26 protein-coding genes and 1 other RNA gene are annotated in these 25,207 nt (G+C 41.9%); 18 read left to right on the plus strand and 9 right to left on the minus strand.

Going from position 1 to position 25,207, the window contains the following annotated elements; genetic code table 11:
- Positions 1 to 535: 535 nt before the first annotated feature.
- From dinG to MHM98_RS05720, 5 genes are read left to right on the plus strand one after another with little or no spacing between them, the layout of a single operon-like run.
- Positions 536 to 2,608, plus strand: a complete 2,073-nt coding sequence (gene dinG / locus MHM98_RS05700; RefSeq protein ID WP_239438309.1) for an ATP-dependent DNA helicase DinG — start codon at positions 536 to 538, stop codon at positions 2,606 to 2,608.
- Between the two features lie 3 nt (positions 2,609 to 2,611).
- Positions 2,612 to 3,382, plus strand: coding sequence for a TSUP family transporter (locus tag MHM98_RS05705; RefSeq protein WP_239438310.1), 771 nt, complete (start codon positions 2,612 to 2,614; stop codon positions 3,380 to 3,382).
- Positions 3,379 to 4,014: a primosomal replication protein PriC gene (gene priC, locus MHM98_RS05710; RefSeq protein WP_239438311.1), complete on the plus strand. Its 636-nt coding sequence runs from the start codon at positions 3,379 to 3,381 to the stop codon at positions 4,012 to 4,014. Before MHM98_RS05705 ends, priC begins: the two co-directional genes overlap by 4 nt.
- Before the next feature lie 16 nt (positions 4,015 to 4,030).
- Positions 4,031 to 4,183 (plus strand): YbaM family protein, encoded by a 153-nt coding sequence (locus MHM98_RS05715; protein WP_239438312.1) that lies wholly within the window; start codon positions 4,031 to 4,033, stop codon positions 4,181 to 4,183.
- Positions 4,184 to 4,192: 9 nt separating this feature from the next.
- Entirely contained in the window at positions 4,193 to 5,356 is a 1,164-nt protein-coding gene (locus MHM98_RS05720; protein ID WP_239438313.1) for a dipeptidase, read from the plus strand.
- Between the two features lie 36 nt (positions 5,357 to 5,392).
- Here MHM98_RS05720 and ffs read toward each other — a convergent pair.
- An RNA gene (ffs, locus tag MHM98_RS05725) (signal recognition particle sRNA small type) lies at positions 5,393 to 5,489 on the minus strand.
- 159 nt (positions 5,490 to 5,648) lie between these two features.
- On the opposite strand from ffs, the gene MHM98_RS18740 reads away from it, so the two are divergent.
- A complete protein-coding gene (locus tag MHM98_RS18740) occupies positions 5,649 to 6,065 on the plus strand; it encodes a helix-hairpin-helix domain-containing protein (protein WP_275441427.1) in 417 nt (138 codons plus the stop codon).
- Between the two features lie 83 nt (positions 6,066 to 6,148).
- On the opposite strand, the gene MHM98_RS05735 is transcribed toward MHM98_RS18740, so the two are convergent.
- Entirely contained in the window at positions 6,149 to 7,036 is an 888-nt protein-coding gene (locus MHM98_RS05735) for a LysR family transcriptional regulator (protein WP_239438314.1), read from the minus strand.
- Between the two features lie 179 nt (positions 7,037 to 7,215).
- Here MHM98_RS05735 and hppD point away from each other — a divergent pair, with 179 nt between their 5' ends.
- Positions 7,216 to 8,256 (plus strand): 4-hydroxyphenylpyruvate dioxygenase, encoded by a 1,041-nt coding sequence (hppD, locus tag MHM98_RS05740; protein WP_239438315.1) that lies wholly within the window; start codon positions 7,216 to 7,218, stop codon positions 8,254 to 8,256.
- A gap of 339 nt (positions 8,257 to 8,595) precedes the next feature.
- On the opposite strand, the gene MHM98_RS05745 is transcribed toward hppD, so the two are convergent.
- The 6 genes from MHM98_RS05745 to MHM98_RS05770 all read right to left on the minus strand — a co-directional run bounded on the left by MHM98_RS05745 (position 8,596) and on the right by MHM98_RS05770 (position 15,011).
- Entirely contained in the window at positions 8,596 to 9,861 is a 1,266-nt protein-coding gene (locus MHM98_RS05745) for a response regulator (RefSeq protein ID WP_239438316.1), read from the minus strand.
- Between the two features lie 83 nt (positions 9,862 to 9,944).
- Positions 9,945 to 10,637 carry a 16S rRNA pseudouridine(516) synthase RsuA gene (gene rsuA / locus MHM98_RS05750; RefSeq protein WP_275441428.1) on the minus strand — a complete coding sequence of 231 codons (693 nt, stop codon included), beginning with the start codon at positions 10,635 to 10,637 and terminating at the stop codon, positions 9,945 to 9,947.
- 69 nt (positions 10,638 to 10,706) lie between these two features.
- Positions 10,707 to 11,825: a beta-ketoacyl-ACP synthase III gene (locus MHM98_RS05755; protein ID WP_239438317.1), complete on the minus strand. Its 1,119-nt coding sequence runs from the start codon at positions 11,823 to 11,825 to the stop codon at positions 10,707 to 10,709.
- A gap of 30 nt (positions 11,826 to 11,855) precedes the next feature.
- Positions 11,856 to 12,965, minus strand: a complete 1,110-nt coding sequence (locus MHM98_RS05760) for an RDD family protein (protein ID WP_239438318.1) — start codon at positions 12,963 to 12,965, stop codon at positions 11,856 to 11,858.
- 31 nt (positions 12,966 to 12,996) lie between these two features.
- A complete protein-coding gene (locus MHM98_RS05765; protein ID WP_239438319.1) occupies positions 12,997 to 14,169 on the minus strand; it encodes a VWA domain-containing protein in 1,173 nt (390 codons plus the stop codon).
- Positions 14,169 to 15,011 (minus strand): MoxR family ATPase, encoded by an 843-nt coding sequence (locus tag MHM98_RS05770; RefSeq protein ID WP_239438320.1) that lies wholly within the window; start codon positions 15,009 to 15,011, stop codon positions 14,169 to 14,171. The genes MHM98_RS05765 and MHM98_RS05770 overlap by 1 nt, the downstream gene beginning before the upstream one ends.
- Positions 15,012 to 15,248: 237 nt before the next feature.
- On the opposite strand from MHM98_RS05770, the gene cysK reads away from it, so the two are divergent.
- The 11 genes from cysK to MHM98_RS05825 all read left to right on the plus strand — a co-directional run bounded on the left by cysK (position 15,249) and on the right by MHM98_RS05825 (position 23,549).
- On the plus strand, positions 15,249 to 16,217 hold the full coding sequence (gene cysK, locus MHM98_RS05775; RefSeq protein WP_239438321.1) for a cysteine synthase A: 969 nt from the start codon (positions 15,249 to 15,251) through the stop codon (positions 16,215 to 16,217).
- A 204-nt stretch (positions 16,218 to 16,421) separates the two neighbouring features.
- A complete protein-coding gene (locus tag MHM98_RS05780) occupies positions 16,422 to 16,817 on the plus strand; it encodes an ACT domain-containing protein (RefSeq protein WP_239438322.1) in 396 nt (131 codons plus the stop codon).
- Positions 16,818 to 16,823: 6 nt separating this feature from the next.
- A complete protein-coding gene (locus MHM98_RS05785; RefSeq protein ID WP_239438323.1) occupies positions 16,824 to 17,315 on the plus strand; it encodes a PTS glucose transporter subunit IIA in 492 nt (163 codons plus the stop codon).
- 16 nt (positions 17,316 to 17,331) lie between these two features.
- On the plus strand, positions 17,332 to 17,679 hold the full coding sequence (locus tag MHM98_RS05790) for an ArsC family reductase (RefSeq protein WP_239438324.1): 348 nt from the start codon (positions 17,332 to 17,334) through the stop codon (positions 17,677 to 17,679).
- 29 nt (positions 17,680 to 17,708) lie between these two features.
- Positions 17,709 to 18,863, plus strand: a complete 1,155-nt coding sequence (dapE, locus tag MHM98_RS05795; protein WP_239438325.1) for a succinyl-diaminopimelate desuccinylase — start codon at positions 17,709 to 17,711, stop codon at positions 18,861 to 18,863.
- 4 nt (positions 18,864 to 18,867) lie between these two features.
- Entirely contained in the window at positions 18,868 to 19,560 is a 693-nt protein-coding gene (locus MHM98_RS05800; RefSeq protein ID WP_239438326.1) for a M15 family metallopeptidase, read from the plus strand.
- Positions 19,561 to 19,573: 13 nt separating this feature from the next.
- Positions 19,574 to 19,723: a DUF2897 domain-containing protein gene (locus tag MHM98_RS05805; protein WP_239438327.1), complete on the plus strand. Its 150-nt coding sequence runs from the start codon at positions 19,574 to 19,576 to the stop codon at positions 19,721 to 19,723.
- A gap of 66 nt (positions 19,724 to 19,789) precedes the next feature.
- Positions 19,790 to 21,478 carry a Zn-dependent hydrolase gene (locus MHM98_RS05810; RefSeq protein ID WP_239438328.1) on the plus strand — a complete coding sequence of 563 codons (1,689 nt, stop codon included), beginning with the start codon at positions 19,790 to 19,792 and terminating at the stop codon, positions 21,476 to 21,478.
- Positions 21,479 to 21,572: 94 nt separating this feature from the next.
- The gene (locus tag MHM98_RS05815; RefSeq protein ID WP_239438329.1) at positions 21,573 to 22,112 is read left to right on the plus strand and encodes a hypothetical protein; all 540 of its coding nucleotides are present in this window, start codon (positions 21,573 to 21,575) and stop codon (positions 22,110 to 22,112) included.
- Positions 22,113 to 22,222: 110 nt separating this feature from the next.
- Positions 22,223 to 23,101, plus strand: a complete 879-nt coding sequence (locus MHM98_RS05820) for a hypothetical protein (protein ID WP_239438330.1) — start codon at positions 22,223 to 22,225, stop codon at positions 23,099 to 23,101.
- 163 nt (positions 23,102 to 23,264) lie between these two features.
- Complete coding sequence (locus tag MHM98_RS05825; RefSeq protein ID WP_239438331.1) at positions 23,265 to 23,549, plus strand: hypothetical protein; 285 nt, start codon at positions 23,265 to 23,267, stop codon at positions 23,547 to 23,549.
- 120 nt (positions 23,550 to 23,669) lie between these two features.
- Here the strand turns inward: MHM98_RS05825 and MHM98_RS05830 are convergent, their stop codons facing one another.
- A complete protein-coding gene (locus MHM98_RS05830) occupies positions 23,670 to 25,187 on the minus strand; it encodes an SUMF1/EgtB/PvdO family nonheme iron enzyme (protein WP_239438332.1) in 1,518 nt (505 codons plus the stop codon).
- Between the last annotated feature and the right edge of the window lie 20 nt (positions 25,188 to 25,207).

Raw genomic sequence — 25,207 nt, forward strand, 5'->3', positions numbered from 1 at the left:
ACTATGTCAAATATCAGACCAAGATTTCGAGCAATACACCTTCTGTTACACAAAACTTAAAACGTAACTATTTATTGATTATCGTCAAAATGTATTATTAATAAGAATGCTATAGAAAGGCATAATAACGCACAAAGACTACAATAAAATGTTGTTTTAAAATAAATTAATTGGCACAACACATATTTTAACAACAACAAAAGAGTTAATTTTCAACCGTGGGTCAGAATTAAGTTGAATGGAGAATCATTTGTCACTTTAGATAAATAAATATGCATTTGCCATTCGTAACAAAATGTTAATTTAATGTAATTTTGAATTTTTTATGACAAAAAACACACTTTTCGTACAAAAATCCCTCGTAAGCAGCTAATAATTAAAGAATTGTTTAATTGATAAACAAATTCGAATTAATTTATTAAATTTTGAGCTAGGCATCTCTTCTAAGCATTTCGCTAAATTCAGGAGAGTTATGCTTATTTATGCGTAAGTTTGATATGATATCGAACAATTTAATGCCTCACAGATATTCTCAATGCTCTCTGCAAAAGTTCAAAAGTCGATTCAACACTGCTTTAAGCAATTTAAGACGCAAATACCTAATTTCATTTCGAGAAAAGAACAAAATTATATGGTGGCGCAAACAGCTAAAATTTTAGCGGGCGAGTTTGATAAATCACGTCGAATTGGTGTGATTGAAGCTGGGACTGGAACCGGAAAATCTCTTGCTTATTGTTTGGGCTCTATTGTTTTAGCGCGTGCGTTAAATAAGAAAGTGTGTATTTCGACGGCAACAGTTGCCCTCCAGGAACAACTACTCAATAAAGACTTACCAATGTTTCGCCAGTATAGCGATCTCGATTTTTCTTTTGGCTTAATTAAAGGAAGACAACGTTATATTTGCACCAGCAAGTTAGAACTACTTGCCGATCCTAACGCCTCTGACTCTGCCCTGTGGCAACAGCCACCCGATGAGGCGATTATTAAGCTAACAAAAGAACTCTGGCGAGCTTGGACAAACAAAGAGTGGGATGGCGAGCGTGATAGCTGGCCAAAACCAATTCCCGATACTTTGTGGTACCAAATTCAATGCGACAAGTTCGGATGCAATAAGCAATTAAGTGCTCATCGCAATTGTCCATTTCATAAAGCACGAGAAAAGATTGATAAACTCGATGTGCTAATCGTCAATCACAGCTTATTATTGGCTGACCTCGAACTAGGTGGCGGTAAAATTCTGCCCGAGCCACAAGATATGTTTTACATTATCGACGAGGCTCACCACTTACCAGAAAAAGCTCGCGACTTCTCAAGTGCATCCTCGAGTGTTTTAGCGACAATGGATTGGCTTAGTAAAATTCATGTTCTTGGTAAGAAAATCTCCGACAGTATGCGTAGTGACTCACTGATTGGCCCATTAATGAAACTCAGTGATCACTGCAATGAATTAAGCTCTGAGATCAAGCTGATTCATCAATGGCTCACAGCAAACTTGTCATTGTTTAGCAATGAAGATAAACGGCATCGTTTTGAAGGTGGCATAGTGCCGGAGAGTCTGATGCCATTGGTAGCTAACAGCGATGAAATGAGCAAGCTCGCCCTGCGCGATCTTAATAAAATCCACCAAGTTGTCCTGGACTCTTATAAAGACGGTGATGTTAGCCCATGGAAAATAGAGGCCATCCTCGGCGACCTAGGAACTGCAATTGCGCGGATGGAAAATCATCAAAAGTTATGGGCGATGTTCAAACGAGTCGATAGCAAAAACAGTGCGCCAACGGTTCGTTGGGTCGAGTTAACCGACGACGTCAAAAACGAGTTCATTTTGCACGCAGCGCCGATAGAAGTCGGCTATTTTCTTGAAGATTATTTGTGGTCACAAGCAATGGGCGTTGTCTTGTGTTCAGCAACTGTTACCGCGCTAAATTCATTTGATCACTTTAGGCGCAGTGCTGGCTTGAAAACCAACGATGGCACCCAATACATTAAGCTAAACTCGCCTTTCGATTTTCCTAACAATGGTGAATTGATTATTCCGAAAATGGCCATCGAGCCTAATAGCGACTCCTTTACGCATGAGCTAGTAAAAGATCTTGCCACTCGCCTCAATAATAAAGACGCAATACTTGTGTTGTTTTCCTCGTATTGGCAAATGAATCAAGTGGCTAAAACGTTGCGTGAAAAGCACAAATTTTCACTGCTTGTTCAAGGCGAAGCTTCTCGCAATGCCCTTTTAAAACTCCATAAGGATAAATGTGATAACAACCACGGTAGCATTTTATTTGGTACTAGTAGTTTCTCAGAAGGTCTCGATTTACCAGGAAATTACCTGACGAATTTGATCATTACGAAACTGCCCTTTGCAGTACCTAACTCCCCCATAGAGCAAGCCCATAGTGAATACATTAGGAGTAAGAACGGCAACCCCTTTATGATTTTGACTATTCCTGATGCATCACGAAAACTGATTCAATCCTGTGGTCGCCTCTTGCGCAATGAAAAAGATAAAGGCACTATCACCATCTTAGATCGCAGACTTGTTACCAAGCGCTACGGTCAATCACTAATCGACTCCCTTCCGCCATATAAGGTTACCATTGAGCGTTAATGAATGATTGAGTTTCTCGACAGTATCCCGTTGTGGCTTATTTTATCTAGTGTTGCCATAATCGCAGGCTTCGTAGACGCTATTGCTGGCGGCGGCGGATTACTTACCGTACCAGCACTACTAAGTACAGGTATGCCAGTTCACATGGTATTAGGCACCAATAAGCTCGCGTCAAGCTTTGGTACTGCGACAGCCAGTTATACCTTCTATCGCAACAAACTATTTTCTCCAAAACTCTGGATTCACTGCGCTATCTCAACTTTTATTGGCGCGGCGCTAGGCGCAGGGGCTGTTTATCTCGTTAATGGTGATTTCTTAGAGAAAATATTGCCACTACTTATTATGGTAACGGCAATTTACACCTTATTTAAAAAGACGCCATCAACCCATACCTGCCTTAAGACCACCCAGCCTTGTAAAGTAAAACAGTGGTTTCAAGGCTTATCTATCGGCTTTTACGATGGTTTTGCAGGACCTGGTGCTGGTGCGTTTTGGACAGTATCAGGTCAAGTACTTTATAAAATTGATATTCTTTTGAGCAGCGGTGTTGCTCGTACCATGAATTTTATTAGTAACTTCACCGCACTTATTACCTTTATTATTCTCGGCCAAGTTGATTACATGATCGGCATCAGCATGGGTGTATGTTTAATGATCGGTTCAGTGATTGGTGCCAAAGCCGCCATCCGATTTGGCAGTGACTTCATCCGGCCGATTTTTATATTTGTCGTGTTATGCATCAGTGCCAAATTAGCGTGGAGTGCTTGGCTATGAGAAAAGAGCTCAACAAAATACGCGAAGTACTTTCAAAGCTGGCCGCTGACGCACAAATTTACGATCAGACAAATATCATCCCTGATTTAGCCCGCAAAGCACTCTTTGAAGAGCGCTTATTCAAGTCTCAATCGCGTCAACTAAGTCATTACGTCAAAGAAAGCCAAGCCTTAGTCATTCACGTACAAGCACTCATCGATAGTAATAGCGCCAACTCGATCATCGCATTTCAATGTGAAAAACTCGTCGACCAATGCCAAGCCATCAAAAAAGAGTTATCAAGCCAAGAGCTACAAGGGCGTAGCTATAAAATAGATAAAGCGAGCAAAGCGAAACAATTTGCCAAAAAACAGCAAAATAGTGGCGATAACTTTAAATGGTTGGCACAAAAAATCATGAGCAATAGCCAACATCTCTATCAAGAGCTATCGAAACATCACGAATATCGCAGTAGATTTAATCAACGGATACACCAGTTAAACGAACAACTAGCCAAAGCGAATCAAGACCAAAAAATAGGTCTACAGCAAGAAATCCTAAAACTACAGAAACGTTTAGGCCAATGTAATAAAGCGATTTATTTCATCGAGCAAAAAATTGAAAACCTAGAAAAAGGCAAGCGTCCATTTTAACTGAGCAGGAAAGACTATGAGCCAATCGACCCCATTAGAACAAGCGCCGGATTACATAAAACTCGCCGTCGATCTCATCGAAATACTAGAAGAGACGAAACTGCCAAAAGAAACAGTTTTAAAAGCACTAGAAATCGTTAAAAACGATTTCGAAAAGCATCAACAGTAGTCACTGAACATGAAAAGACTCTTATTTGCTTCAACACTGATTATTAGCTTAGTGCTCGTTGCTTTATTGGTTCCTCCTTATATAGACGAGCAACGTAACGCTATTACCTCCCATACGCCATACAAGGTTTCAGCGACAAACCAAACGTTTCATCAATCATTATTCATCGGCGATTGGCACAGTGACAGCTTGCTTTGGAATCGCAATATTCTAGAGCGCTCTGATTATGGTCATATGGATATTCCTAGACTGCAAGCAGGTAACGTTGCACTTCAAATGTTTACCACGACGACAAAGAGTCCGCGCAATCAGAATTATCACAACAATAATAGCGATGCCTTCGACAACATTACTTTACTTGCCATGGTGCAAGCGTGGCCTCCTAGAACCTGGTTTAATCTCACCGAGCGCGCGTTATATCAAAGTAAAAAACTAAAAACAGCTATTGCTAATGCACCGCAACAATTAATGCTCATCACCAGCCAACAGACTTTGCGACAATTTATTAGCAAACGTAAAGAAGCCCCCGCGATGCTTGGTGCACTTTTAGGCACAGAAGGCTCCCACGCATTGGAAGGCGATCTTAATAATATAGACGTACTGTATGACGCGGGTTTTCGCATGATGAGCTTACAACACTTCTTTGACAACAAACTCGGCGGCTCACTCCATGGTCAATCAAATCAAGGCCTTACCGAATTTGGACGACAAGTAATTAAAAGACTCAATCAAAAATCAATTATTATCGATGTTTCCCACTCATCTTCCCAAGTAGTGAAAGATATTTTAGCCCTATCTAAACGACCGATTATTGTGAGCCACACAGGACTGCAAGGTTTTTGTGATAGTGCACGGAACATTGATGATAGTTTAATGATACAAATCGCCAATAAAGGTGGCTTAATTGCCCTTGGTTATTGGTCTGCAGCAGCGTGTGATACCTCACCGCAGCAAATTGCGAAACAAATTGCCTATGGCATTAAGCTCGTTGGCCCACAACATATTAGCCTTGGCTCAGACTTTGACGGCGCAGTTACCACGGCGCTTGATACCTCTGAGATCGCAATTATCACCCAAGAACTATTAAAGTTGGATATTTCAAAATCAGATATTCGACTAGTAATGGGTGAAAATATGAAAAACTTTTTGTTAGCGCAATTGCCACAAAATTAGAAAGTTTAAAGGGATATATTGAAGAAGTGAGTGGTAACTAATCAGCCACACCTCGGCACACGAGTCGATCGCTACGGTTGCTCCCTTCCGGGCCTGGCCGGGTTCACCATCTATCGTTGCGAGGGGACCAATTAGTCACCGAGGCGCATTATCCATGACCAACGCCGTTTAACGCAAGTACTTTTTAGTAAAATTAGCAGCAGGATAAATCAAACGCGCAAATATCCAGCAGACATAACAATCCCTTCTATACTTAAAGCCCGACAATGGAAAAGTAATAAAGGAAATAACTATGTCTATATTTCACCGTCTCATCACCCCACTCGTTGCACTAAGCCTATGTTGCGCAGCCCCTCTTGCTGTTGCCGCTGATACGACTAGCGATAAAGCCAAGACAACTAAACAGGAAGCTAAAGCGCAAAAGGACAAACTGAAGAAATCACACAAAACCGATAAACTGAAAAAGAAAGCCAAAAAGCAAACGCTAAAATACAGCTCAGTAAATATCAATAGCGCCAGCGCCGAAGAGATTATGCTGAGCTTAAAAGGCGTAGGTAAGAAGAAGGCGAAAGCCATTGTCGATTACCGCAAAAAGAACGGTAAATTCACAACTATCGATGATTTAATGAAGGTTAAAGGTATTGGCAAAAAGCTGATTGCCAAAAACAAAAAGCGCGTGCGCTTCTCGGGTAAAAATGTGTTGGAATAAAGCCAACCTTCTTGATACTTAGGAAAATATCGCTGAGAGCCATTACAACTAAGCTCTCAGCGGTTAATCAATCCACGCGCAAGCTACTTGGCAAACTCTTCAATAATTAGCTCGCTTAACAGCTGACCAGCTCGCCCTAGCGGACGCTCACTCGAATGTACTAAGCGCGGCGTGAAGGTGTGACTCGCACCGCCAACAAAATCTAATTCTACTAAATCACCAGCGGTTAGTTCATCGCTAATCAAATAATCTGGTACCCAACCAAAACCAAGCCCAAGCATGATGGACTCTTTCTTCGCCATAAAGCCATTGAGATAAAACACGCGATCTCCGCCAAACTGCAATTCATCTTGCGATTGTGGATCTGTATTACCCGAATCTGCGATAGTTAGCTCAACGTGCTCGTGAAGGTTTTTTAGCTCTACATTTTTCATTTGTGCAAGCGGATGCTCTTTTGATACCACTAATTTGAAATCAATTGGTTGCAGTGGCTTTGCTACAAGATATGGCGTTGATTGATAATCTTTAACTAACATCAGATCTGAGCTTTGCTTGTCAAACCAACGTTGACAACCGCTCAAAAACTCAGTGCGTAGCTGAACGCGAGTCGACACATCCATTTCAGATAAACGCTTTAACGCTTTCATCACTGGTGCCATTGGCACTGAGCCGTCAATAACAATCTCTAAACGTGGCTCCCAGCCCTGACTAAAACGCTCTGCCAGAATTTCTAGGTTATGTGCTTGCTGGAGTAATCGACGCCCTTCAGTCAAAATTGCATTACCTTCAGGCGTTAGCTCCGCGCGATATTTACTGCGGTCGAAAAGATTAACCCCAAGGTGCTGCTCAAGTTTCTTAACTTGGTAACTAATTGCTGACTGCGCGCGATTTAATTGGTCTGCCGCCTTGGCAAAACTCCCCAAGCGGACGATCAAGTCTAAAATTTTCAGCGTTTCTATATCTAATCTCATGTTACCAAGCCTTAAAATACAATCTAAATATCAAATCATGTTGATTAAAACATAATAATATTTTTCGAACAAGATTAAAGATATGATTATTTGCAATTGGGCGAGACACTCTTGCAAGAGTGTTGGTAAGCACGATATCAAAACTATTATTAAAAACAACCCAAAGTAGAGTATATATTATGACAGATTCAGCAAATCCAATTGGCCTGTGCGGCATCGAATTTACAGAATTTGCAACACCTGATTTCGATTTCATGCATCAGGTATTTTTAGATTTCGGTTTTTCTCGTATTAAAAAACACAACGAAAAAGAGATTTACCACTACAAACAAAATGACATTAATTTCTTAATTAATACCGAGCGCAAAGGTTTTTCTTTCGAGTTCGCCAAATCTCACGGCCCAGCAATTTCATCAATGGGCTGGCGTGTCGAAGATGCAAATCAAGCATTCGACGAAGCGACAAAGCGTGGCGCTAAAGCCGTTAGCGACGAAGATAAAGACATGCCTTACCCAGCTATTTACGGTATTGGCGACAGCATTATCTACTTCATCGACGCATTTACTGCAGACAACAATATCTACAACAGCGACTTTAGCGATTTAGAAAATCCAGAAATCGTTGAAGAAAAAGGCTTCCTACGCGTCGATCACCTAACAAATAACGTTTACAAGGGCACCATGGAAAAATGGGCCAACTTCTACAAGGATATCTTTAACTTTAGCGAAGTACGTTACTTTGATATTAACGGTGCTAAAACTGGCCTTGTATCATATGCACTGCGTTCTCCAGATGGCAGTTTCTGTATTCCAATCAACGAAGGTAAGGACGACGATAAGAACCAAATCGACGAGTACCTCAACGAATACAATGGCCCAGGTGTACAGCACCTTGCCTTTGAATCTCGCGATATCGTCGCGTCACTCGATGCCATGGAAGGAACTAGCATTCGTACCCTTGATATTATCGATGAGTACTACGACACCATCTACGATCGCGTACCGCAAGTTACTGAAGATCGCGACCGCATCAAACATCATCAAATCCTTGTTGATGGCAATGAAGATGGTTACCTATTACAAATCTTTACCCAAAATCTATTTGGCCCAATCTTTATCGAGATTATTCAACGTAAAGACAACCTAGGTTTTGGTGAAGGTAATTTCCAAGCACTATTCGAATCAATCGAACGCGATCAAGAGCGTCGCGGTGTTTTATAAGCACTAGCAAACTCTATAGACAAAAAAAAACCAAGTCGATTGACTTGGTTTTTTTATTACTTTTGTTAGGGCCTGTTGATCTTTGGTGAAGTTTTTTGCAGCGAATTGTTCGGGTTTTATACAAGGCAGAGCCTGCGACGCTTAGTGGGCTAAGCTAGCAGGCAATAACGCCGTAGAAATCACGAACAAACGCTGTCCTTCGGATGCAATGACAAGATATTTTCGCTGCGTTTTTCGTCGCTCGCCTAGGTAAACTAGGCGTCGCTCCTCATGCCTTGCGAAAACGCCTTGTCAATTGCACAAAATTCATCCTCGAAAGATCAACAGGCCCTAAAACCGTTATTCGAATCCCAACGGCTCATTTTCCCAAATCACCACGTTGCGGCCACTCTCTTTTGCTTGATAAAGCGCGATGTCAGCTTGGTTGATTAAATCATCTAAACTCTCAACCTGATTAATATTGTTGGCAACGCCGATACTCGCGGTAAAGTTAATGGTGTGCTCATCAATATCAAATTGCTGCTGTGCCGTGTATTCACGAAAAGCATTCAATAAGGTGTTTACCTTACTAGCGCTTAAGTCTTCGATCACAACGATAAACTCTTCGCCGCCATAACGGGCTACTAACATGCCTTCAAACCATTTGTTTAGAATGGCAGCCATTTCAATTAATACTGTGTCACCGACATCATGGCCGTAGTTATCGTTAATCTTCTTAAAAAAATCGATATCCATAAGCGCAACACTAAAGTTGCTACTGTCATTTTTAGCTTGTTCAAATGCAGTCTCACCAACGTTAAAAAAGTAACGTCGATTATAGAGTTTGGTCAAGTAATCACGATTTGCCGCATCGCGAATTTCTTTGATAAGAGCAATCTGTTCCATAGCTTTAATAATGCGCCACTGAAACTCTTCTTGCATGAATGGCGTCACCAAGAAGTCATTGGCACCATGCTTAATAAATCGTGCCGACAAAGTCGGATCATTCGACGACGACAAGCCTATGATCGGGAACTCATCCCGCAGACGGCTCTGACGAATATGGCGAATAAGCTCGATACCATTCATCTTCGGCATATTGTAATCGGTAATCAACAGCCCTGTATCTGGGTGCTCAGTTAAACGCTTAATAGCCTCAACACCATTTTCAGCCTCGATCACTTGATATAACAGTTTCGACAACTGCGACTTGATATAACCGCGCAGCGTTTTAGAATCATCTGCCACCAATACTTTAATGTCTTGATTAAGAATTAGCTGATTGATTAGCCTAATCGCGCTGACATAGGAATCGCGATTCTCTTTAAAGATGTAATCAAGTACCCCCATTGCTAATAACTTTTTACGCAACTCCTCATTGGTGGTTGCCGTTAAAACAATGGTAGAAATCCCTTGCTCTAGCGTAAGTTGAACTACTTCACCATTAGGGGCATCGGGTAAATTAAGGTCAGCTAATGCCAAAAAATAATCGTTGTTGGCAATAAGCTCTTTGGTCTGAGCATAACTTTCGGCAAAGTCAAATTCACAGCTCAATTCCGTTGTTGCTAAATGCTTAATAACTTTACGAATAAGGGGACTATCTTCAATAATCAACAGTTTTGACATGTTTCTACGTAATTTCCAGTTTTACTACTACAGTCAGAATTAAGACTAAGTTACTATATTTTAAACACATTACAACTAAAGAATTAGAAAAAAGACGAATACTGTTGCTCGGTCAATCTAACCCAGTCTCCTTGTTGAAGTGAACCATCAAGTCTAACACTACCTACTCGTGATCGATGCAATGCAGTGACATGATTGCCAACGGCCGCAAACATGCGTTTAACCTGATGATATTTTCCCTCGCTGATAACCAGTTCAGCGCGATGTTCATTAAGAATAGTCAATTGAGCTGGTTTCGTCGGTTTATTTTCATTATTTAGCATGATGCCATTAGCAAAAACTTCTACAAGCTCCTGAGTAAGAGGCCTGTCTAACGTTACTTCATATGTTTTATCACACTTAGAGCTTGGCGAGGTAATTCGATGTGACCACTGCCCGTCGTTGGTTAGTAAAACTAGCCCAGTGGTATCCTTATCTAAACGTCCGGCAATATGCAGTTGCTCGCACCACGGCTCATCAATTAAATTGAGCACGCTAATGCCATCATCATCGACAGTCGAACAAACATAGCCTGCTGGTTTGTTTAGCATAATATAAAGCTGCCCTATAGGTGACACTTGTTGTCCCGCAAGCATGACGCATTGCTGATCTATTTTAAGATCGCCTTTTCTTACTATCACGCCATCGACTGTCACATATCCGCGATGTAATGCCTGTTTAGCGGTTTTACGCGTTAAGTTAGCGTTGTCGCTCAAAAATTTATCTAACCGGATCATTATAATTTTCACTTTGCCATAAAAAATGCCAGCAACAATATTGCTGGCATTTTCATTATATCAGGCAGCCTAAATATGTTCGATGATCAAACAACCCGCTGAATAACCGGCGCCAAACGAACAGATAATAGCTTTATCGCCAGCAACCATATCATCGTGGAACCGGTGAAAAGCGATAATAGATCCCGCTGAAGCCGTATTAGCAAACTCATTTAAGATAATAGGCGCATCATCACCTTCTGGATCGCGTCCCAATACTTTCTTGGCAATAAAAGTATTCATATTGATGTTAGCTTGATGCAAGAATAAGCGCTTTAAATCATCCTTACCGATATTAGCTAATGTCATTTGCTCATCAATTAGCTTAGATACCATCGGCAATACTTCTTTAAAGACTTTACGCCCCTGCTGAACAAACAGCTTATCGCCTTCAAACGCCTGCTCTGGTGTATGGCGAGCGAGATGGCCAAAGTTACTGCGAATATTGTTTGAGAATGTGGTGATTGGCTTTTTAGCTAACAATCTAAAAGCATGGTCACTGGTTGCAGTTTTTTCTTTCTCAACCACAACCGCAGTTGCGACATCGCCAAAGATGAAGTGGCTATCGCGATCGCAATAATTAATTTGCGGCGAAGCAATTTCCGGACTGATTACTAATACGGTATTTGCCGTGCCACTCTCAATCGCATTTGACGCATTCATAATGCCAAAAGTCGCCGACGAACATGCCACCAGCATATCAAATGCCCAACCGCCACAACCAAGCTCTTTTTGCACTTCAATCGCTATCGCAGGATAGGCACGCTGGGTGTATGAACAAGCGACAATGACTAAATCAATATCTTCAGGCTTTTTATTGGCGTTTTCTAATGCTTGCTTAGCTGCACCAATTGCCATTTCAGCTTGTAGTGACACTTCTTCATTAGTGCGCGACGGCGTTAACGGCATCATGGTTTTAGTATCTAAAATACCTTCTTTGGTCATTACGTAGCGGTTTTCAATACCTGATGCCTTGGTGATGAATTCACTGCTAGAGTGTTTTAACGCTTCTAATTCACCAGCTTCAATGGCTTGCTCATTTGCCGCATTGAACTCATCAACATATTGGTTAAAAGCGCCAACGAGTTCGTCGTTAGAAATTTTGTGAGGCGGTGTATATAAACCAGTTCCACTTAATACAATTGACATTCTTTACTCTCTCAAGCCCCGCAAGGCTATTTACTTATCAGCCGTTTCGCTAACGACTGCATTATCATTATTTTCATTGCTTTCAGTTCTATCACTGTGATTACGTACGGCAGCGATTTTTCCTTCTCGCGCAGCTAGATTGAGATCTATTACCACAGTGGCTGAAATCTTGTCTTGAATAGCTTGGCGATTAGCATCCCAATAAACTTGGATAAATCCCAACAACCCTGTTGCTAAACCAGCCCCATAGCCGCCGTAGCGACCAAAAGAGTCCCACAGCCCCATAGGTTCATTACTCAGTTGTAAAACACGTGTATTAAACAGCATTTTACCTAAAGTTTGGCCGTTAAACCATGCGGTAAAGCACGTAAAATAAATTGCGGCAAAACCAAATCCCAATCCGAGATCATTGATAAAGCCAAATAACCACTGCATTGGCGATGATGCTGACGACGCTTGTTCACTGTTGTCAGTTGATTCTTTCGATTCTTTGTCAGCATCATTTGTTAGCACGATTTCAGTCGCATCACTTTGAGGCTCTTGTGCTTGGTCATTTTTCCAACCGTCATACGTCTGTGACCACTGGCGCAGCGCTTGTTGCTCAGTTTCTTCAATGCCGCTGGTTTTCAAAAATTTTTCGACAATTTCAACAACATCAGATTGCTGAGGTTGCTCGTTCGTTGCAAGCTGTTGTGCGATGACAATCTCAAGCACAGGTTTCCAACACTCAGCATCAGGACATTGGCTGTTGTTATAAGCAGAGAGCCCGGCTAACGCCAGCTCAGCAACCAAGGAGTCATCATCATCATTGTTACTCTGACTATTGGTTTGACTCACCATTAAACTCGCCAAATAAAAACCCGTGATAACAATCATTAGACTGCCGCCGCGAATAAGCCAAACGCCGTGTCTTGGTATTCTTCCCAGCAGCTGCCATACCCGCGCTTTGTGAAATAACCACACGACGAGCAACATACTTATCAGCACCACATCATCCATTGATGTTAAAACAGCGACAATCATTAAATCACATAACATCGCCCCAGCTCTTCGCCACGGACGCGCTAAAGGTAGATCAAACAAGGATTCATCAGGAGCGAAAGCGACAGGCGTGATCCTATCCTTTGTATCTTCATTCACTTATCGCTCTCCTCTACAGATTTATACTCAGTTATCGCAATGCCTTAATGGCATTTTCCAGTCCAGCAATAGTCATCGGAAACATGCTGTCGCTCATTAGTTGCTTAATATAGTCAATACTCACTGTATAACGCCAGTGTTCTTCTTTTACCGGATTGAGCCAAGCGACATTATCAAAATGACTGGTTAAGCGGCTCAACCACATCTCGCCAGATTCCTCATTCCAATGCTCTACGCTACCGCCCGGATAACTTATCTCATAAGGGCCCATAGACGCATCGCCAACGAAAATCACTTTATAGTCACGGCCATAGGTGCGAATTAATTCCCACACATCCTTTTTATCGGTATAGCGACGATGGTTATCTTGCCACACTGATTCATAAACACAGTTATGAAAGTAAAAGTACTCAAGATGTTTAAACTCAGTTTTCGCAGCACTAAACAGTTGCTCAACTTGTTCGATATAAGGATCCATCGAGCCGCCAACATCAAAAAACATGAGTACTTTTACCGCATTGTGGCGCTCCGCTTTCATTTTTATATCGAGATAGCCGGCATTATTAGCTGTAGACTTGATGGTTTGGTCGAGATCGAGCTGATCTTGTGCCCCGGTGCGGGCGAACTTGCGCAAGCGGCGCAGTGCCACTTGCATATTGCGACTGCCCAGCAGTTCGTTATCACTCAGGTTGGCAAACTCACGCTTATCCCATACCTTAGCGGCGCGATTGTGACGGTTACCTTTTTGACCAATACGCACACCTTGCGGGTTATAGCCATAAGCACCAAATGGCGATGTACCACCAGTGCCTACCCATTTATTACCGCCTTGATGACGCTTTTCTTGTTCTTTTAAACGTTGCTGCAGCGTATCTAATAGTTCATCCAAGGACCCCATCGCTTCAAGCTGTGCTTTCTCCTCCTCGGAAAGATACTTCTCTAATTCCTTACGCAACCAGTCATCGGGAATGTCTTTATCAAACAAATCAATAGAGCTAACACCTTCAAAGTAATCAGCAAAAGCGCGATCGAATTTGTCATATTGACTTTCATCTTTGATCATTACGATGCGCGATAATTGATAAAACTTATCGATGTCACCAAAGATGACTTGTTTATCTAACGCCTGCAATAAATCGAGCAACTCACGCACACTGACCTTGAGCTCGTATTTACGCAGAGTAAAGAAAAAGTCGATGAGCATTATTGCTGCCTACGCGCTAAAAAAGCGATTTTTTCAAACAACGTCATATCTTGCTCATTTTTAAGCAGCGCGCCATAAAGGGGCATAATTGAATCATCGTGCTGTTTATCGCGCAGCACTTCAGGGGCGATATCTTGCGCTAGTAGTAACTTAAGCCAATCGAGTAACTCAGAAGTCGATGGCTTTTTCTTGATGCCGCCTAACTGACGCATCTCAAAAAAACGAGTCAACGCTTGCTCTAACAATTTTGGCTTAATGTTTGGATAGTGCACATTCACAATCTCTTGCATCTGCGCTTCATCAGGGAATTGAATGTAATGGAAGAAACAGCGACGCAAGAAGGCATCTGGCAACTCTTTCTCATTATTTGAGGTAATAATCACAATCGGACGAACTTTGGCTTTTACTTGCTGCTGAGTTTCATAAACAAAGAACTCCATTTTATCGAGCTCTTGTAGCAAGTCGTTTGGAAATTCGATGTCTGCCTTATCAATTTCATCAATCAATAAAATAGGACGCTGCTCGCTTTCAAAGGCTTGCCACATTTTGCCTTTAACAATGTAATTGCCAATGTCTTTAACGCGATCGTCGCCAAGCTGTGAATCACGAAGTCGAGAAACGGCGTCGTACTCATATAAGCCTTGCTGCGCTTTAGTGGTTGATTTGATGTGCCATTGGATCAGCGGCGCGTTCATCGACTTGGCTAGCTCCAACGCCAACATGGTTTTACCGGTCCCCGGTTCACCTTTGATCAGTAATGGTTTTTCAAGGGTAATTGCCGCATCAACAGCAAGGCGCAGTTCGTCGCTAACGACGTAGTTCTCAGTGGATTCAAATGACATAACAACAGAATAAAGTAGTGATTAAACGGATGTTTAAACCCTAACATAAAACAATCTCGAATAGAAAAGCTTCCTCCAACACGCTAGAACTATTGATATAAAAACTTAGTTTTTTATTACATATCGTTATAACAAAATATCATTTCACTTCCGTCGTCAAATCTATAGGCTAGCTATAACAGAGAAATCTCAAACAATTTTGGCACTTTCAGCCTAACGATCAGTGAGGAAAGCACAATGGCTAACATCGCAGAAGACAATTCATTAACCATCGGTAAAACGCCGCTGGTTCGTTTAAACAAAGTTTCTAACGGCAAAGTTATCGCTAAGGTAGAAAGCCGTAATCCAAGTTTCAGTGTTAAGTGTCGTATCGGCGCTAACATGATTTGGGCCGCTGAAAAAAATGGCGAGTTAACTAAAGACAAAGAACTGATTGAAGCGACAAGTGGTAACACAGGTATCGCACTAGCCTTCGTAGCTGCATCACGCGGTTACAAGCTAACCCTTACTATGCCAGACACCATGAGTCTTGAGCGTCGCAAGCTACTAAAAGCATTAGGAGCTAATCTAGTGCTTACTGAAGGTGCTAAAGGCATGGGCGGCGCTATTGCAAAAGCGCAAGAGCTAACGGATAGCGCACCTGAAAAATACGTGTTATTAAAGCAGTTCGAAAACCCAGCAAACCCAGAAGTTCACGTCCAAACCACAGGTCCAGAAATCTGGGAAGACACTGATGGTGAAATCGATGTATTCGTTGCTGGTGTCGGTACTGGTGGTACTATTTCTGGTGTGAGCAAATACATCAAACAAGTACAAGGTAAAGCAATCACTTCTGTGGCTGTTGAGCCAACTGCTTCACCTGTTATTACACAAGCTAAAGCAGGCGAAGAATTAACACCAGGTCCACACAAAATTCAAGGTATCGGCGCTGGTTTTATTCCTGCAAACCTAGATTTAGACCTCGTTGATTTAGTTGAACAAGTAAGCAACGAAGACGCTATCGAAATGGCACAACGTCTAATGGACGAAGAAGGCATCCTAGCGGGGATTTCTTCAGGTGCCGCTGTTGTTGCTGCAAACCGCATCGCTGAGCGTCCAGAATTTGCTGACAAAAACATTGTTGTAATCTTACCAAGCTCTGGTGAGCGTTACCTATCGACTGCATTGTTTGCTGATATCTTTAGCGATAAAGAAAATATTCAGTAGTCGCGAATGACAAAATAATGGAAAGGGAAACTTAGGTTTCCCTTTTTTGTTATTAACCCTCACCACACCTTGCAGATCCCAAGCTATAGCAGGTAGACTAAACCGCTCTAGACACTTTGAAAATACAGCTGAGAAATACAGCCGGAAAATAAAACTTTAGTTAAAGTGTAGAAATGGATAGCCGTCATTCGTGGAGCGAAATTAATGCCAATACAGACACTAGCAGTACTGCAAACAGAGTTTACTATTCACAGCTTTACGCCTGAAACACAGCCAGATGCCAGCATTTTTACCCAAGACATCTACTTTATTGGTAAAACCAGCGATGAATTATCCGTTGTTGTGCCATCAGAGCTCAAACTTAACAGCCTCGATAGTGAAACTGGCTGGCGCTGTTTAGAAGTGATGGGGCCACTTAATTTCTCACTCACTGGCATTTTATCTGGTATCGCGGGCGTCCTCGCCAGTGCCGATATTAGTATTTTCGCGATTTCTACCTTTGACACCGACTACATTCTCGTTAAACAAGACTGCTTGTCTAAAGCCGTCGAAGTACTAGAGAAAAACGACTACAAAGTTAACCAACTCGTTGAATCATAGCGGCCGATGACCACTGCAGAAAAACCAGCTCAGCAACTTGTAAAACTACCACTGCTTGCACCAGTAAGCGGTGAGGCATTGCCCATTTCTCAGCACTATGAGCCAGCAATCAGCCACGGTTTGCAAGGTCAAGGCGTGATGTTTAAGCCACTAGGCAGCCGCCTTGTTGCGCCTTGTGACGGCATAATCAGTGAAATAGCCGCGACCAATCATCAGCTAAAAATGCAGGCGTCACACGGCGTTATTGTTGAAATAACCTGTGGCTATCAAGCGCTCGATACCCATGGTTGTGGCTTTGTGCGCAAGGTCAACGTTGGTCAGCGAGTGAAGTGTGGCGACGTGCTGCTAGAACTCGACTTAATTAACATTCGAAAACAAATACCTCACCTTGATATTGCCCTACTTCTCACTAACGGTGTACTTACCGTTAAGCCTCACTATGGCAATGTCAGAGCCAATGAAGAAACCGTCCTCACTGGCGTGATTAAACCCAAATAACATTCTAAGGATCATCATGACTACTACCATTTACGGCATCAAAAACTGCGATACCATCAAAAAAGCACTCAAGTGGTTAGATGCCAATGGCGTTGAATACACTTTTCACGACTATCGCGTAGATGGCTTAGATGCCGCGCTACTAGACTCTCTCGTGGCCGTTAGCGACGTAGAGCAAATGCTAAACAAGCGCAGTACAAGTTATCGCGACCTGAACGATGAGCAAAAAGCAGATACTTCTGAAGGTGCACTAAAGGCGCTGTTTATAGAAACGCCGACACTCATTAAGCGCCCATTACTAGTTAGTGGCGACAAAACACTGCTCGGCTTTAAAGACGCGCAGTACCAAGAATTTTTCGCTTAATTCCCATCAATAAAAGTAGTTCGCCACCTATGTCATATCTCAACGCCGTTAACGATCAAGCCCTACTCGATTTGAGTATCGATTTACTCTCTCGCCCGTCTATTACACCTCTTGATGAAGGCTGCCAAGACTTAATGGCGAGCTACCTTGAACCACTTGGTTTTAACATAGAGCCAATGCGCTTTGAAGATACCCAAAACATGTGGGCGCGCAAAGGCGACAGCGGCCCGCTGTTTTGTTTTGCTGGCCACACCGATGTGGTACCAGTTGGCGAAGAAAGCCATTGGCACAATCCGCCGTTTGAACCCAAGCTCATCGACGGCATGTTACACGGGCGCGGCGCGGCGGACATGAAAGGCAGCCTTGCGGCGATGGTTATTGCTACCAAACGTTTCGTCGAGCAGCATCCAAATCACAAAGGCTCTATTGCGTTTTTGATCACCAGTGATGAAGAAGGACCTTTTATTAACGGCACAACCCGCGTAGTAGACACCCTTGAAGCGCGCAACGAAAAGATTCAATACTGTATCGTGGGCGAGCCAAGCAGCACCGCTAAATTAGGCGATGTCGTAAAGAATGGACGCCGAGGCTCCTTAACAGGTGATCTCGTCATCAAAGGAAAACAAGGCCATGTTGCCTATCCGCATCTTGCTACCAACCCCATTCACAAAGCGATGGCTGCGCTAGATGAGCTAGCAAAAACGGTATGGGATAACGGCAATGAGTATTTCCCGCCAACCAGTTTCCAAATTTCCAATATCAACGGCGGCACAGGCGCAGGTAATGTCATTCCGGGAATTTTAAAAGTCCAATTTAACCTGCGATTCTCCACTGAATTGACCTTCGATTTAATCAAGGCGCGCATCATTGCCATTCTGGATCAACATGGCCTTGATTACGATATCGATTGGACCTACAACGGCCTACCGTTTTTAACTGACCACGGTCAATTGTTAAACGCTGTCCGTTCATCCATTAAAGAAATTACGGGCTATGATACCGATCCACAAACCAGTGGCGGCACCTCTGACGGTCGCTTTATTGCGCCAACGGGCGCCGAGTTAGTCGAATTGGGACCTGTTAACGCAACTATTCACCAAGTCAATGAATGCGTGAAGTTTTCTGATTTAGAAATACTCACCGATGTTTATCAGCGCCTACTCGAAAAGCTATTGCTTGATTAAAGTTATGACTGATTTTACGCTGCCACAACAGATTGCCCTAGGCCTCAGTGAAACCCATTTAACCGAGGTGCTATCTAATGGCAAGGCGCATCAATTGCACCAGCAAGTGAAAAGTGATTGGCAGCGATTATTCACAAGCGCTCAAAATGACGGCATCGACTTAACCATAGCTAGCGCCTATCGCTCATTTGAACGTCAACGGATGATTTGGAACAACAAAGCCAACGGCCTGCGCCCAGTTAACGATGCCAATAATCAGCACCTTGATGTTGCATCACTTACAAAAGAGGAACTGCTGTTTCACATACTGCATTGGTCAGCTCTGCCCGGCGCTAGTCGCCACCACTGGGGCACAGATCTCGATGTCTATGCGCCAAGCATGCTAACGCAATCGTTGCAATTAGAGCCTTGGGAATACGATGCAGGTGGGCCTATGGAACAACTTGGCACTTGGCTGATTGAAAACCTCAATGATCATGGCTTTTTTCTGCCCTATCAATCCTATAACGGCGGCGTAGCACGTGAACCTTGGCACATCAGTCATATAGAGCAATCTCAGCAATACAGCGATACGTTAAACCTAATGCTATTAGAACAATGTGTTGAGCAGCACGAGATGGGCCTAAAAACACAAATACAACGCAATTTGGCAGAAATCTACCAGCGGTATATCATCAACATCGTGAAATCGAGCTAACGAGAGGAAAGCCATGCTTTGGATCTTAATTATCATCGGCGTTGTACTGGGTATAGTGCTACTGCAATTTTCCCTCATCAAAGCCAGCAACAAAATAAAAATGCCACCACCGAAAGAGTCTACCTATGACGACAAATGGGATGAAGACGAAGAAAAGTGGTAACGGGTGCCAACTGGTATTAATTAATTTCAAATACATAAAACAATAAAAATCATTGAGAGAACCTTTATGAAAAAATCATCGATTGCCCTGCTTGTTTCAGGCATTATCGCATTATCAGGTTGTGGCGAGACAGCCAAACCAGCGGCAGAAACCGCCCCTGCGAAACAAGAAGTTGCAGCAACGGGACCACAGCTTCTACCTGCGTTTAAAAATAGCTTAGACGTGTACCAAGAAGTTACCCTAACTACTGATTTATCACACCTTTCAGCTAATCAAAAACTAATGTTAGGTAAGTTAATTGACGCTAGTGTCATTATGGATGACCTTTTCTGGAAACAAGCCTACGGCAATGACAAAGCAGGCTTCCTTGCTAGCATTAACGATCCTAAAGTGCGTGAGTTTGCCAAGATTAACTATGGTCCATGGGATCGCCTGCAAGGTGATAACCCGTTTTTAAGTGGTTTCAGCGAAAAAGCCAAAGGCGCGCAGTTCTACCCGCAGGACATGACCAAACAAGAACTTGAAAATGCCCCAGCAGGTGTCGATAAGAAAGGCTTGTACAGCGTTATTCGCCGCGACGATGCAGGCGCGTTAATGTCGATTCCTTATTCAAAAATCTATGAGAGTGAATTAAAGCAAGCGAGTAAGTTATTACTTGAAGCATCAGCGCTAGCCGATGATAAAGATTTTGCCAACTACCTAAAAATGCGCTCAGTAGCGTTGCTAAACGACGATTTCCAAGCGTCTGACTTTGCATGGATGGACATGAAAAACAACCCGATTGACGTGGTTATCGGTCCAATCGAAACATACGAAGATCAACTCTTTGGCTATCGCACGGCTTATGAATCTTACGTACTAGTTAAAGACATGGCGTGGTCAAAACGTCTAGCAAAATTCGCTAGTTTCTTACCTGCACTGCAACGCGGTTTACCTGTTGACGAAAAATTTAAGCAAGAAACACCGGGCACAGATGCAGACTTAAACGCCTACGACGTTATCTACTACGCTGGTCATTCAAATGCTGGCGGTAAAACTATTGCCATTAACCTGCCGAATGATGAAGAAGTACAACTCAAAAAAGGTACCCGTCGTCTGCAACTTAAAAACGCCATGAAAGCGAAATTCGATCACATTCTACTGCCGATTTCAGACGTTCTTATTGCACCAGAACAACGTAAACACGTGACTTTTGATGCCTTCTTCGGTAACACCATGTTCCACGAAGTAGCCCACGGTCTTGGCATTAAAAACACCATCAACGGCAAAGGCACTGTTCGTCAATCGCTAAAAGAGCACGCGTCAGCACTAGAAGAAGGCAAAGCCGACATTCTGGGTCTTTATATGATTACCGAACTGTTTAAGCAAGGGCAAATCTCTGAGGGTGTGGTTGAAGATAACTACGTGACCTTTATGGCGGGCATCTTCCGCTCTGTACGCTTTGGCGCAAGCTCTGCTCACGGCAAAGCCAACATGATGCGCTTTAACTACTTCCAACAACAAGGCGCATTCGAGCGCGACGCCAATGGTTTCTATCAAGTGAACTTTGAAAAAATGGCCAAAGCCATGGCGTCACTGTCAAATCTTATCCTAACCATTCAAGGCACTGGTGATTACGACAAAGTTGACCAGCTGATCAAAGACACTGGTCTTATCAAACCAGAGCTAGCGGCTGACTTAGATAAACTGACTAAAGCCAATATTCCAGTGGATATCGACTTCAAACAAGGTAAAGAAGTACTAGGCTTAAAATAAGCTAGACTCAACTTTGCGCAATGAAAAGCACGCTATTTGGCGTGCTTTTATTACTTATAGCTAAATTTAATCTTCATTTTATAGGGATAATTAAATGAAAATAAATTCCGATCTGTTTCTGAAAAAGCTACTTTGCGTAGCATCCATTTTATTTATCAATTCACTCATAAGTCCTGCACTAGCATGTTCTTTTATGAGTATTTATACAAAACTAGATATTGAAAGTTATACCGGACCGGCGGTAAAAGCGGTTTCACCGAACTTCAAAGTAGAATCGATTAAGCGTGGTTCAGATGATGGAAATTTCGCTTCATGCTCCGATGCTGGAGTTTTAAAGCTAAGAAATAGTAATCATAGTTCAGACCAACAAGGCTATGTTTTTGAGGTTGTAGAAGGCGCATACAAAGAGCCTATTTTTTCAGGCGATATCTTATTTCCGGATAAGCTATGGCACGATAAGAGCCTATATAAAATCATTTGGTTTGACGGAAACACAAATGAGCAAGAGCCATTTAATATTTTAGTAAAAATAACGGCAGTCTCGATTTCTGGAGATAAAAGTGAACCACAATATCTCGCAATTAAACACTCCGGAACTAAAGCTCAAAGAGATTGGATTGAAGTCGAGCTATAAGTTTAATTATCACTCAATAAATAGTTACAAAAGTATACAAATTAAACATTGTTCAATTTTTGTCATGCTTTACTGTATTTACCTAAAATAACAATAACAAAGGTAAAACTGTGAACATTTTCAAAGGACTTTTTTACACAACAACCTTGTTGACTAGCCTTGCCGTAAACGCCAATCAAATCTCTATCAAAAACAGTGTTAATAGCGATGGGCAGGTTTCGATGCTTTGGCCGATTCAAGACAAAGTACAAAAACCGCTAACTGTAAACGAGCAAGCATGGGCGACTTTGATATCAAAAAAGAAAGATGTTTGGCGCACACAATTTGACACCTTAGCAATTCCATTTTCAGAGACACCAATCACACGAGATATTTCAATTATCATAGGCAACCGAGGTGGTCGAGATGGCTTTACCATCACCAACAAACATCCAACCCATATATATTTTAACGTCAGTGTATTATCACGATCATACGGTGATGCTAATTCGGTCCAAAACCAAACGCGTATCTCTAGAATTTTCGCCCACGAGTATACCCACCTACTGCAATACCAATGGCTAAAAAGAAATCCTTACCCAATAAAAACGCCACTTCAACAAGCTCTTTATCAATCTTATATCGAAGGTCTTGGTCATTTTCGGTCTATCTCTAACAAATGGCGTGACGAGCACGGGCGTATAACACCACATGCAGAAAATCGGTTACGAGACTTAGAAAAGACCTTTGTTAACCGATTAATCGCTTTAAAAACGGCGAATAAAGAGCAAGTAGATGAGTTATTACGCGGTTTAGCTTCAGGTCCTTTCCATAAGAAATGGGGAGCATTAACTGTTGCCTTATGGCTAACTAAGGAATCTCAAGGTGATGACAAAAAACTCAGAAAGTGGGTCAACCTAGGTCCCAATGGCGTTTATCAATTGGCGGATAAGTACTTGTCCAATGATCTAAAATCTAAACTAAGCAGCCATAATATTTCTACTCTATAACTGATTTTATTTATTCGCGACGAGATATTAGAACCTCAAAAAACATTTTTGTATAAATAACTTATCTATTAATAGAGCACAAATGCATGGATACAAAATTATACAATTTCACTAACTGCCATCAGTTACATTAAGGCATACATAAAAGCATAGACGGATATTTATGAAAACTATTACCCTATCATTAGTGATTCTGCTGCAAGGCTGCTCAGCAGTTGGTGCAGCGCTAGATAGTGCATTAAAGACCGACGAAAATAAGCCTTCACTAGCAGATGTGGGTGCTAAAGTTGATGGCGAAATGATTGTCTATGGTATTGAAAAAAGCTTATTTGTACCCAAACATCCGAAGCGCTGTAAAGAGCTCCATAAATCAGATCAAGCGGCGTGTGAGCAAAAAGTAAAACAGCTCAATCAACATTTAAAAAAATACACCGATGGTGCGGAATAATCTAACACCATCGGAATATTTGAAGATTAGCTGTATTAATATATGTTATCAATTACGAGATTACTGAGAATACGCACACCTAACTTGTAGTAGCGAGTTTTAAAGTTCTTATGATAAGCATCATATTGGCTTTAATGGCATTGAAGTTCGCACACTGTTGCCAGTATCGCTGCAACCTGGAGCGCAAGGCACACGGTAAGTTGTTCTATTTTGATACCATTTGTAGACGTTGCTACCGCCACGTAACACATCGTTGCCACATTGACGCGAATAGTCATAATTAGAGCCATCACAGCGCCATGAATACGGTGCTCTATCTTCACTAACATACTCTAATAAATTACCTAGCATTCCCAAAAGCCCAAATGCATTAGGTAGCTTTTGATCAACAGCGGTAAAAGTATGGTATTCGCCTTGTTTCTTCAAAATATCGCGTTTAATGACTCTCCATACTTTCTTGAAAATTGAAGGAGGCGGCAATATCCCATTGCGCTCTTGAGAGGCTTCAAGATCAAATTCGCAATTATTATCAACCCACGCATATCGATTACTAGGCTCATTTCCCCAATAGAAAAAATCTTTCGAACCTGCGCGACAGGCATACTCCCACTGTAATTCAGTCGGAACCATTAACCCAGATTTTTCACACCAGTTATGTATATCGACAAGCTCTACACCATTTACAGGGTAATCGTCTCCAAAATTCCAGAATAGTTTTACATCAGAAAATTTCTTCCAAGCATATTCTGTAAGTAAGTACTCTGCCATTAAAAATGGCATAACTTCTAACTTTATTGGCATATCTATATATGATTCTGATGCGAGCTCATCGTTTGTAATTCCCCAGATAGCTAGTTGTTCTTCTGTCGCTCCAGGATAAAAGAATCCTCCTGGAATTAAGTGAAAATTCATGCGAGTTTCACGATGAAAAAAGCGAGCTATTACATTGGAATTTCGGTTACAGCGAAAACGCTTAAATCCGAGAAAATCAAATTGTTCTTTTAATTGATATTGCATTAAAAATTCAACTTCCGCTAAACGCTCTGCATCACTTGCTTTATTCCAGTCATCAAAGTCAGAAATAAGGCTAGTAGTTGGGAAGTCGTAATATAAAACATCTCGCCAATTACCTAATCCTAGTGTGTTGGCAGCGTATAGATATTGTTTACTGAATCCACTCTCTTCTTCTCCTGCCAAGGCATGAAAAGTGTCTACAGCTTTATCTATGTCGTAAGATAAATCTTGAATCTGTTCAAATAGAGACTTATTTTGCTCTTCTAGATCATCATCTATCAAATCGAATATTTCTCCTGCTTCCAACACGAAGAATTCCCTATTAAAGTCCCAAATTCCTAATGCAGATTCAGCATCTTTAATAAGCTTCTCAGTTTCCTCATTTTTAATACGCTCTAAAAACTCGAAGAGTCTTTTCCTTCCTTCTAAATAATCTCCAGAAATAGCAATTTGTAAATCACCTTTCCAAATTGATGACTTACAAACTCTGGTTTGTGCAGAAACTAAAACCTTATAGACTAGAGGAATATCAGAATTCCATTCTGATATTCCTTTTAATTGGGGACGCTTACGTTGCTGATTTGGGTGAATCCCACAAGAATAAAGATAACTTCTATTGGCCATGTTCAATCCATGAAAAATTA

The sequence above is a fragment of the Psychrobium sp. MM17-31 genome, assembly GCF_022347785.1.
Lineage (GTDB): Bacteria > Pseudomonadota > Gammaproteobacteria > Enterobacterales > Psychrobiaceae > Psychrobium.

Excerpts from the sequence above, each read along its gene's own strand:
- MHM98_RS05825 (WP_239438331.1), top strand. The coding sequence starts at position 23,265 with ATGAAAACTATTACCCTATCATTAGTGATTCTGCTGCAAGGCTGCTCA.
- MHM98_RS05790 (WP_239438324.1), top strand. The coding sequence starts at position 17,332 with ATGACTACTACCATTTACGGCATCAAAAACTGCGATACCATCAAAAAA.
- MHM98_RS05765 (WP_239438319.1), bottom strand. The coding sequence starts at position 14,169 with ATGCTCATCGACTTTTTCTTTACTCTGCGTAAATACGAGCTCAAGGTC.
- MHM98_RS05715 (WP_239438312.1), top strand. The coding sequence starts at position 4,031 with ATGAGCCAATCGACCCCATTAGAACAAGCGCCGGATTACATAAAACTC.
- dapE (WP_239438325.1), top strand. The coding sequence starts at position 17,709 with ATGTCATATCTCAACGCCGTTAACGATCAAGCCCTACTCGATTTGAGT.
- MHM98_RS05780 (WP_239438322.1), top strand. The coding sequence starts at position 16,422 with ATGCCAATACAGACACTAGCAGTACTGCAAACAGAGTTTACTATTCAC.
- MHM98_RS05745 (WP_239438316.1), bottom strand. The coding sequence starts at position 9,861 with ATGTCAAAACTGTTGATTATTGAAGATAGTCCCCTTATTCGTAAAGTT.
- MHM98_RS05735 (WP_239438314.1), bottom strand. The coding sequence starts at position 7,036 with ATGAGATTAGATATAGAAACGCTGAAAATTTTAGACTTGATCGTCCGC.
- MHM98_RS05815 (WP_239438329.1), top strand. The coding sequence starts at position 21,573 with ATGAAAATAAATTCCGATCTGTTTCTGAAAAAGCTACTTTGCGTAGCA.
- rsuA (WP_275441428.1), bottom strand. The coding sequence starts at position 10,637 with ATGATCCGGTTAGATAAATTTTTGAGCGACAACGCTAACTTAACGCGT.
- MHM98_RS05705 (WP_239438310.1), top strand. The coding sequence starts at position 2,612 with ATGATTGAGTTTCTCGACAGTATCCCGTTGTGGCTTATTTTATCTAGT.
- MHM98_RS05800 (WP_239438326.1), top strand. The coding sequence starts at position 18,868 with ATGACTGATTTTACGCTGCCACAACAGATTGCCCTAGGCCTCAGTGAA.
- MHM98_RS05720 (WP_239438313.1), top strand. The coding sequence starts at position 4,193 with ATGAAAAGACTCTTATTTGCTTCAACACTGATTATTAGCTTAGTGCTC.
- MHM98_RS05805 (WP_239438327.1), top strand. The coding sequence starts at position 19,574 with ATGCTTTGGATCTTAATTATCATCGGCGTTGTACTGGGTATAGTGCTA.
- MHM98_RS05785 (WP_239438323.1), top strand. The coding sequence starts at position 16,824 with ATGACCACTGCAGAAAAACCAGCTCAGCAACTTGTAAAACTACCACTG.
- priC (WP_239438311.1), top strand. The coding sequence starts at position 3,379 with ATGAGAAAAGAGCTCAACAAAATACGCGAAGTACTTTCAAAGCTGGCC.
- MHM98_RS05830 (WP_239438332.1), bottom strand. The coding sequence starts at position 25,187 with ATGGCCAATAGAAGTTATCTTTATTCTTGTGGGATTCACCCAAATCAG.
- MHM98_RS05755 (WP_239438317.1), bottom strand. The coding sequence starts at position 11,825 with ATGTCAATTGTATTAAGTGGAACTGGTTTATATACACCGCCTCACAAA.
- MHM98_RS18740 (WP_275441427.1), top strand. The coding sequence starts at position 5,649 with ATGTCTATATTTCACCGTCTCATCACCCCACTCGTTGCACTAAGCCTA.
- dinG (WP_239438309.1), top strand. The coding sequence starts at position 536 with ATGCTCTCTGCAAAAGTTCAAAAGTCGATTCAACACTGCTTTAAGCAA.
- cysK (WP_239438321.1), top strand. The coding sequence starts at position 15,249 with ATGGCTAACATCGCAGAAGACAATTCATTAACCATCGGTAAAACGCCG.
- MHM98_RS05770 (WP_239438320.1), bottom strand. The coding sequence starts at position 15,011 with ATGTCATTTGAATCCACTGAGAACTACGTCGTTAGCGACGAACTGCGC.
- hppD (WP_239438315.1), top strand. The coding sequence starts at position 7,216 with ATGACAGATTCAGCAAATCCAATTGGCCTGTGCGGCATCGAATTTACA.
- MHM98_RS05810 (WP_239438328.1), top strand. The coding sequence starts at position 19,790 with ATGAAAAAATCATCGATTGCCCTGCTTGTTTCAGGCATTATCGCATTA.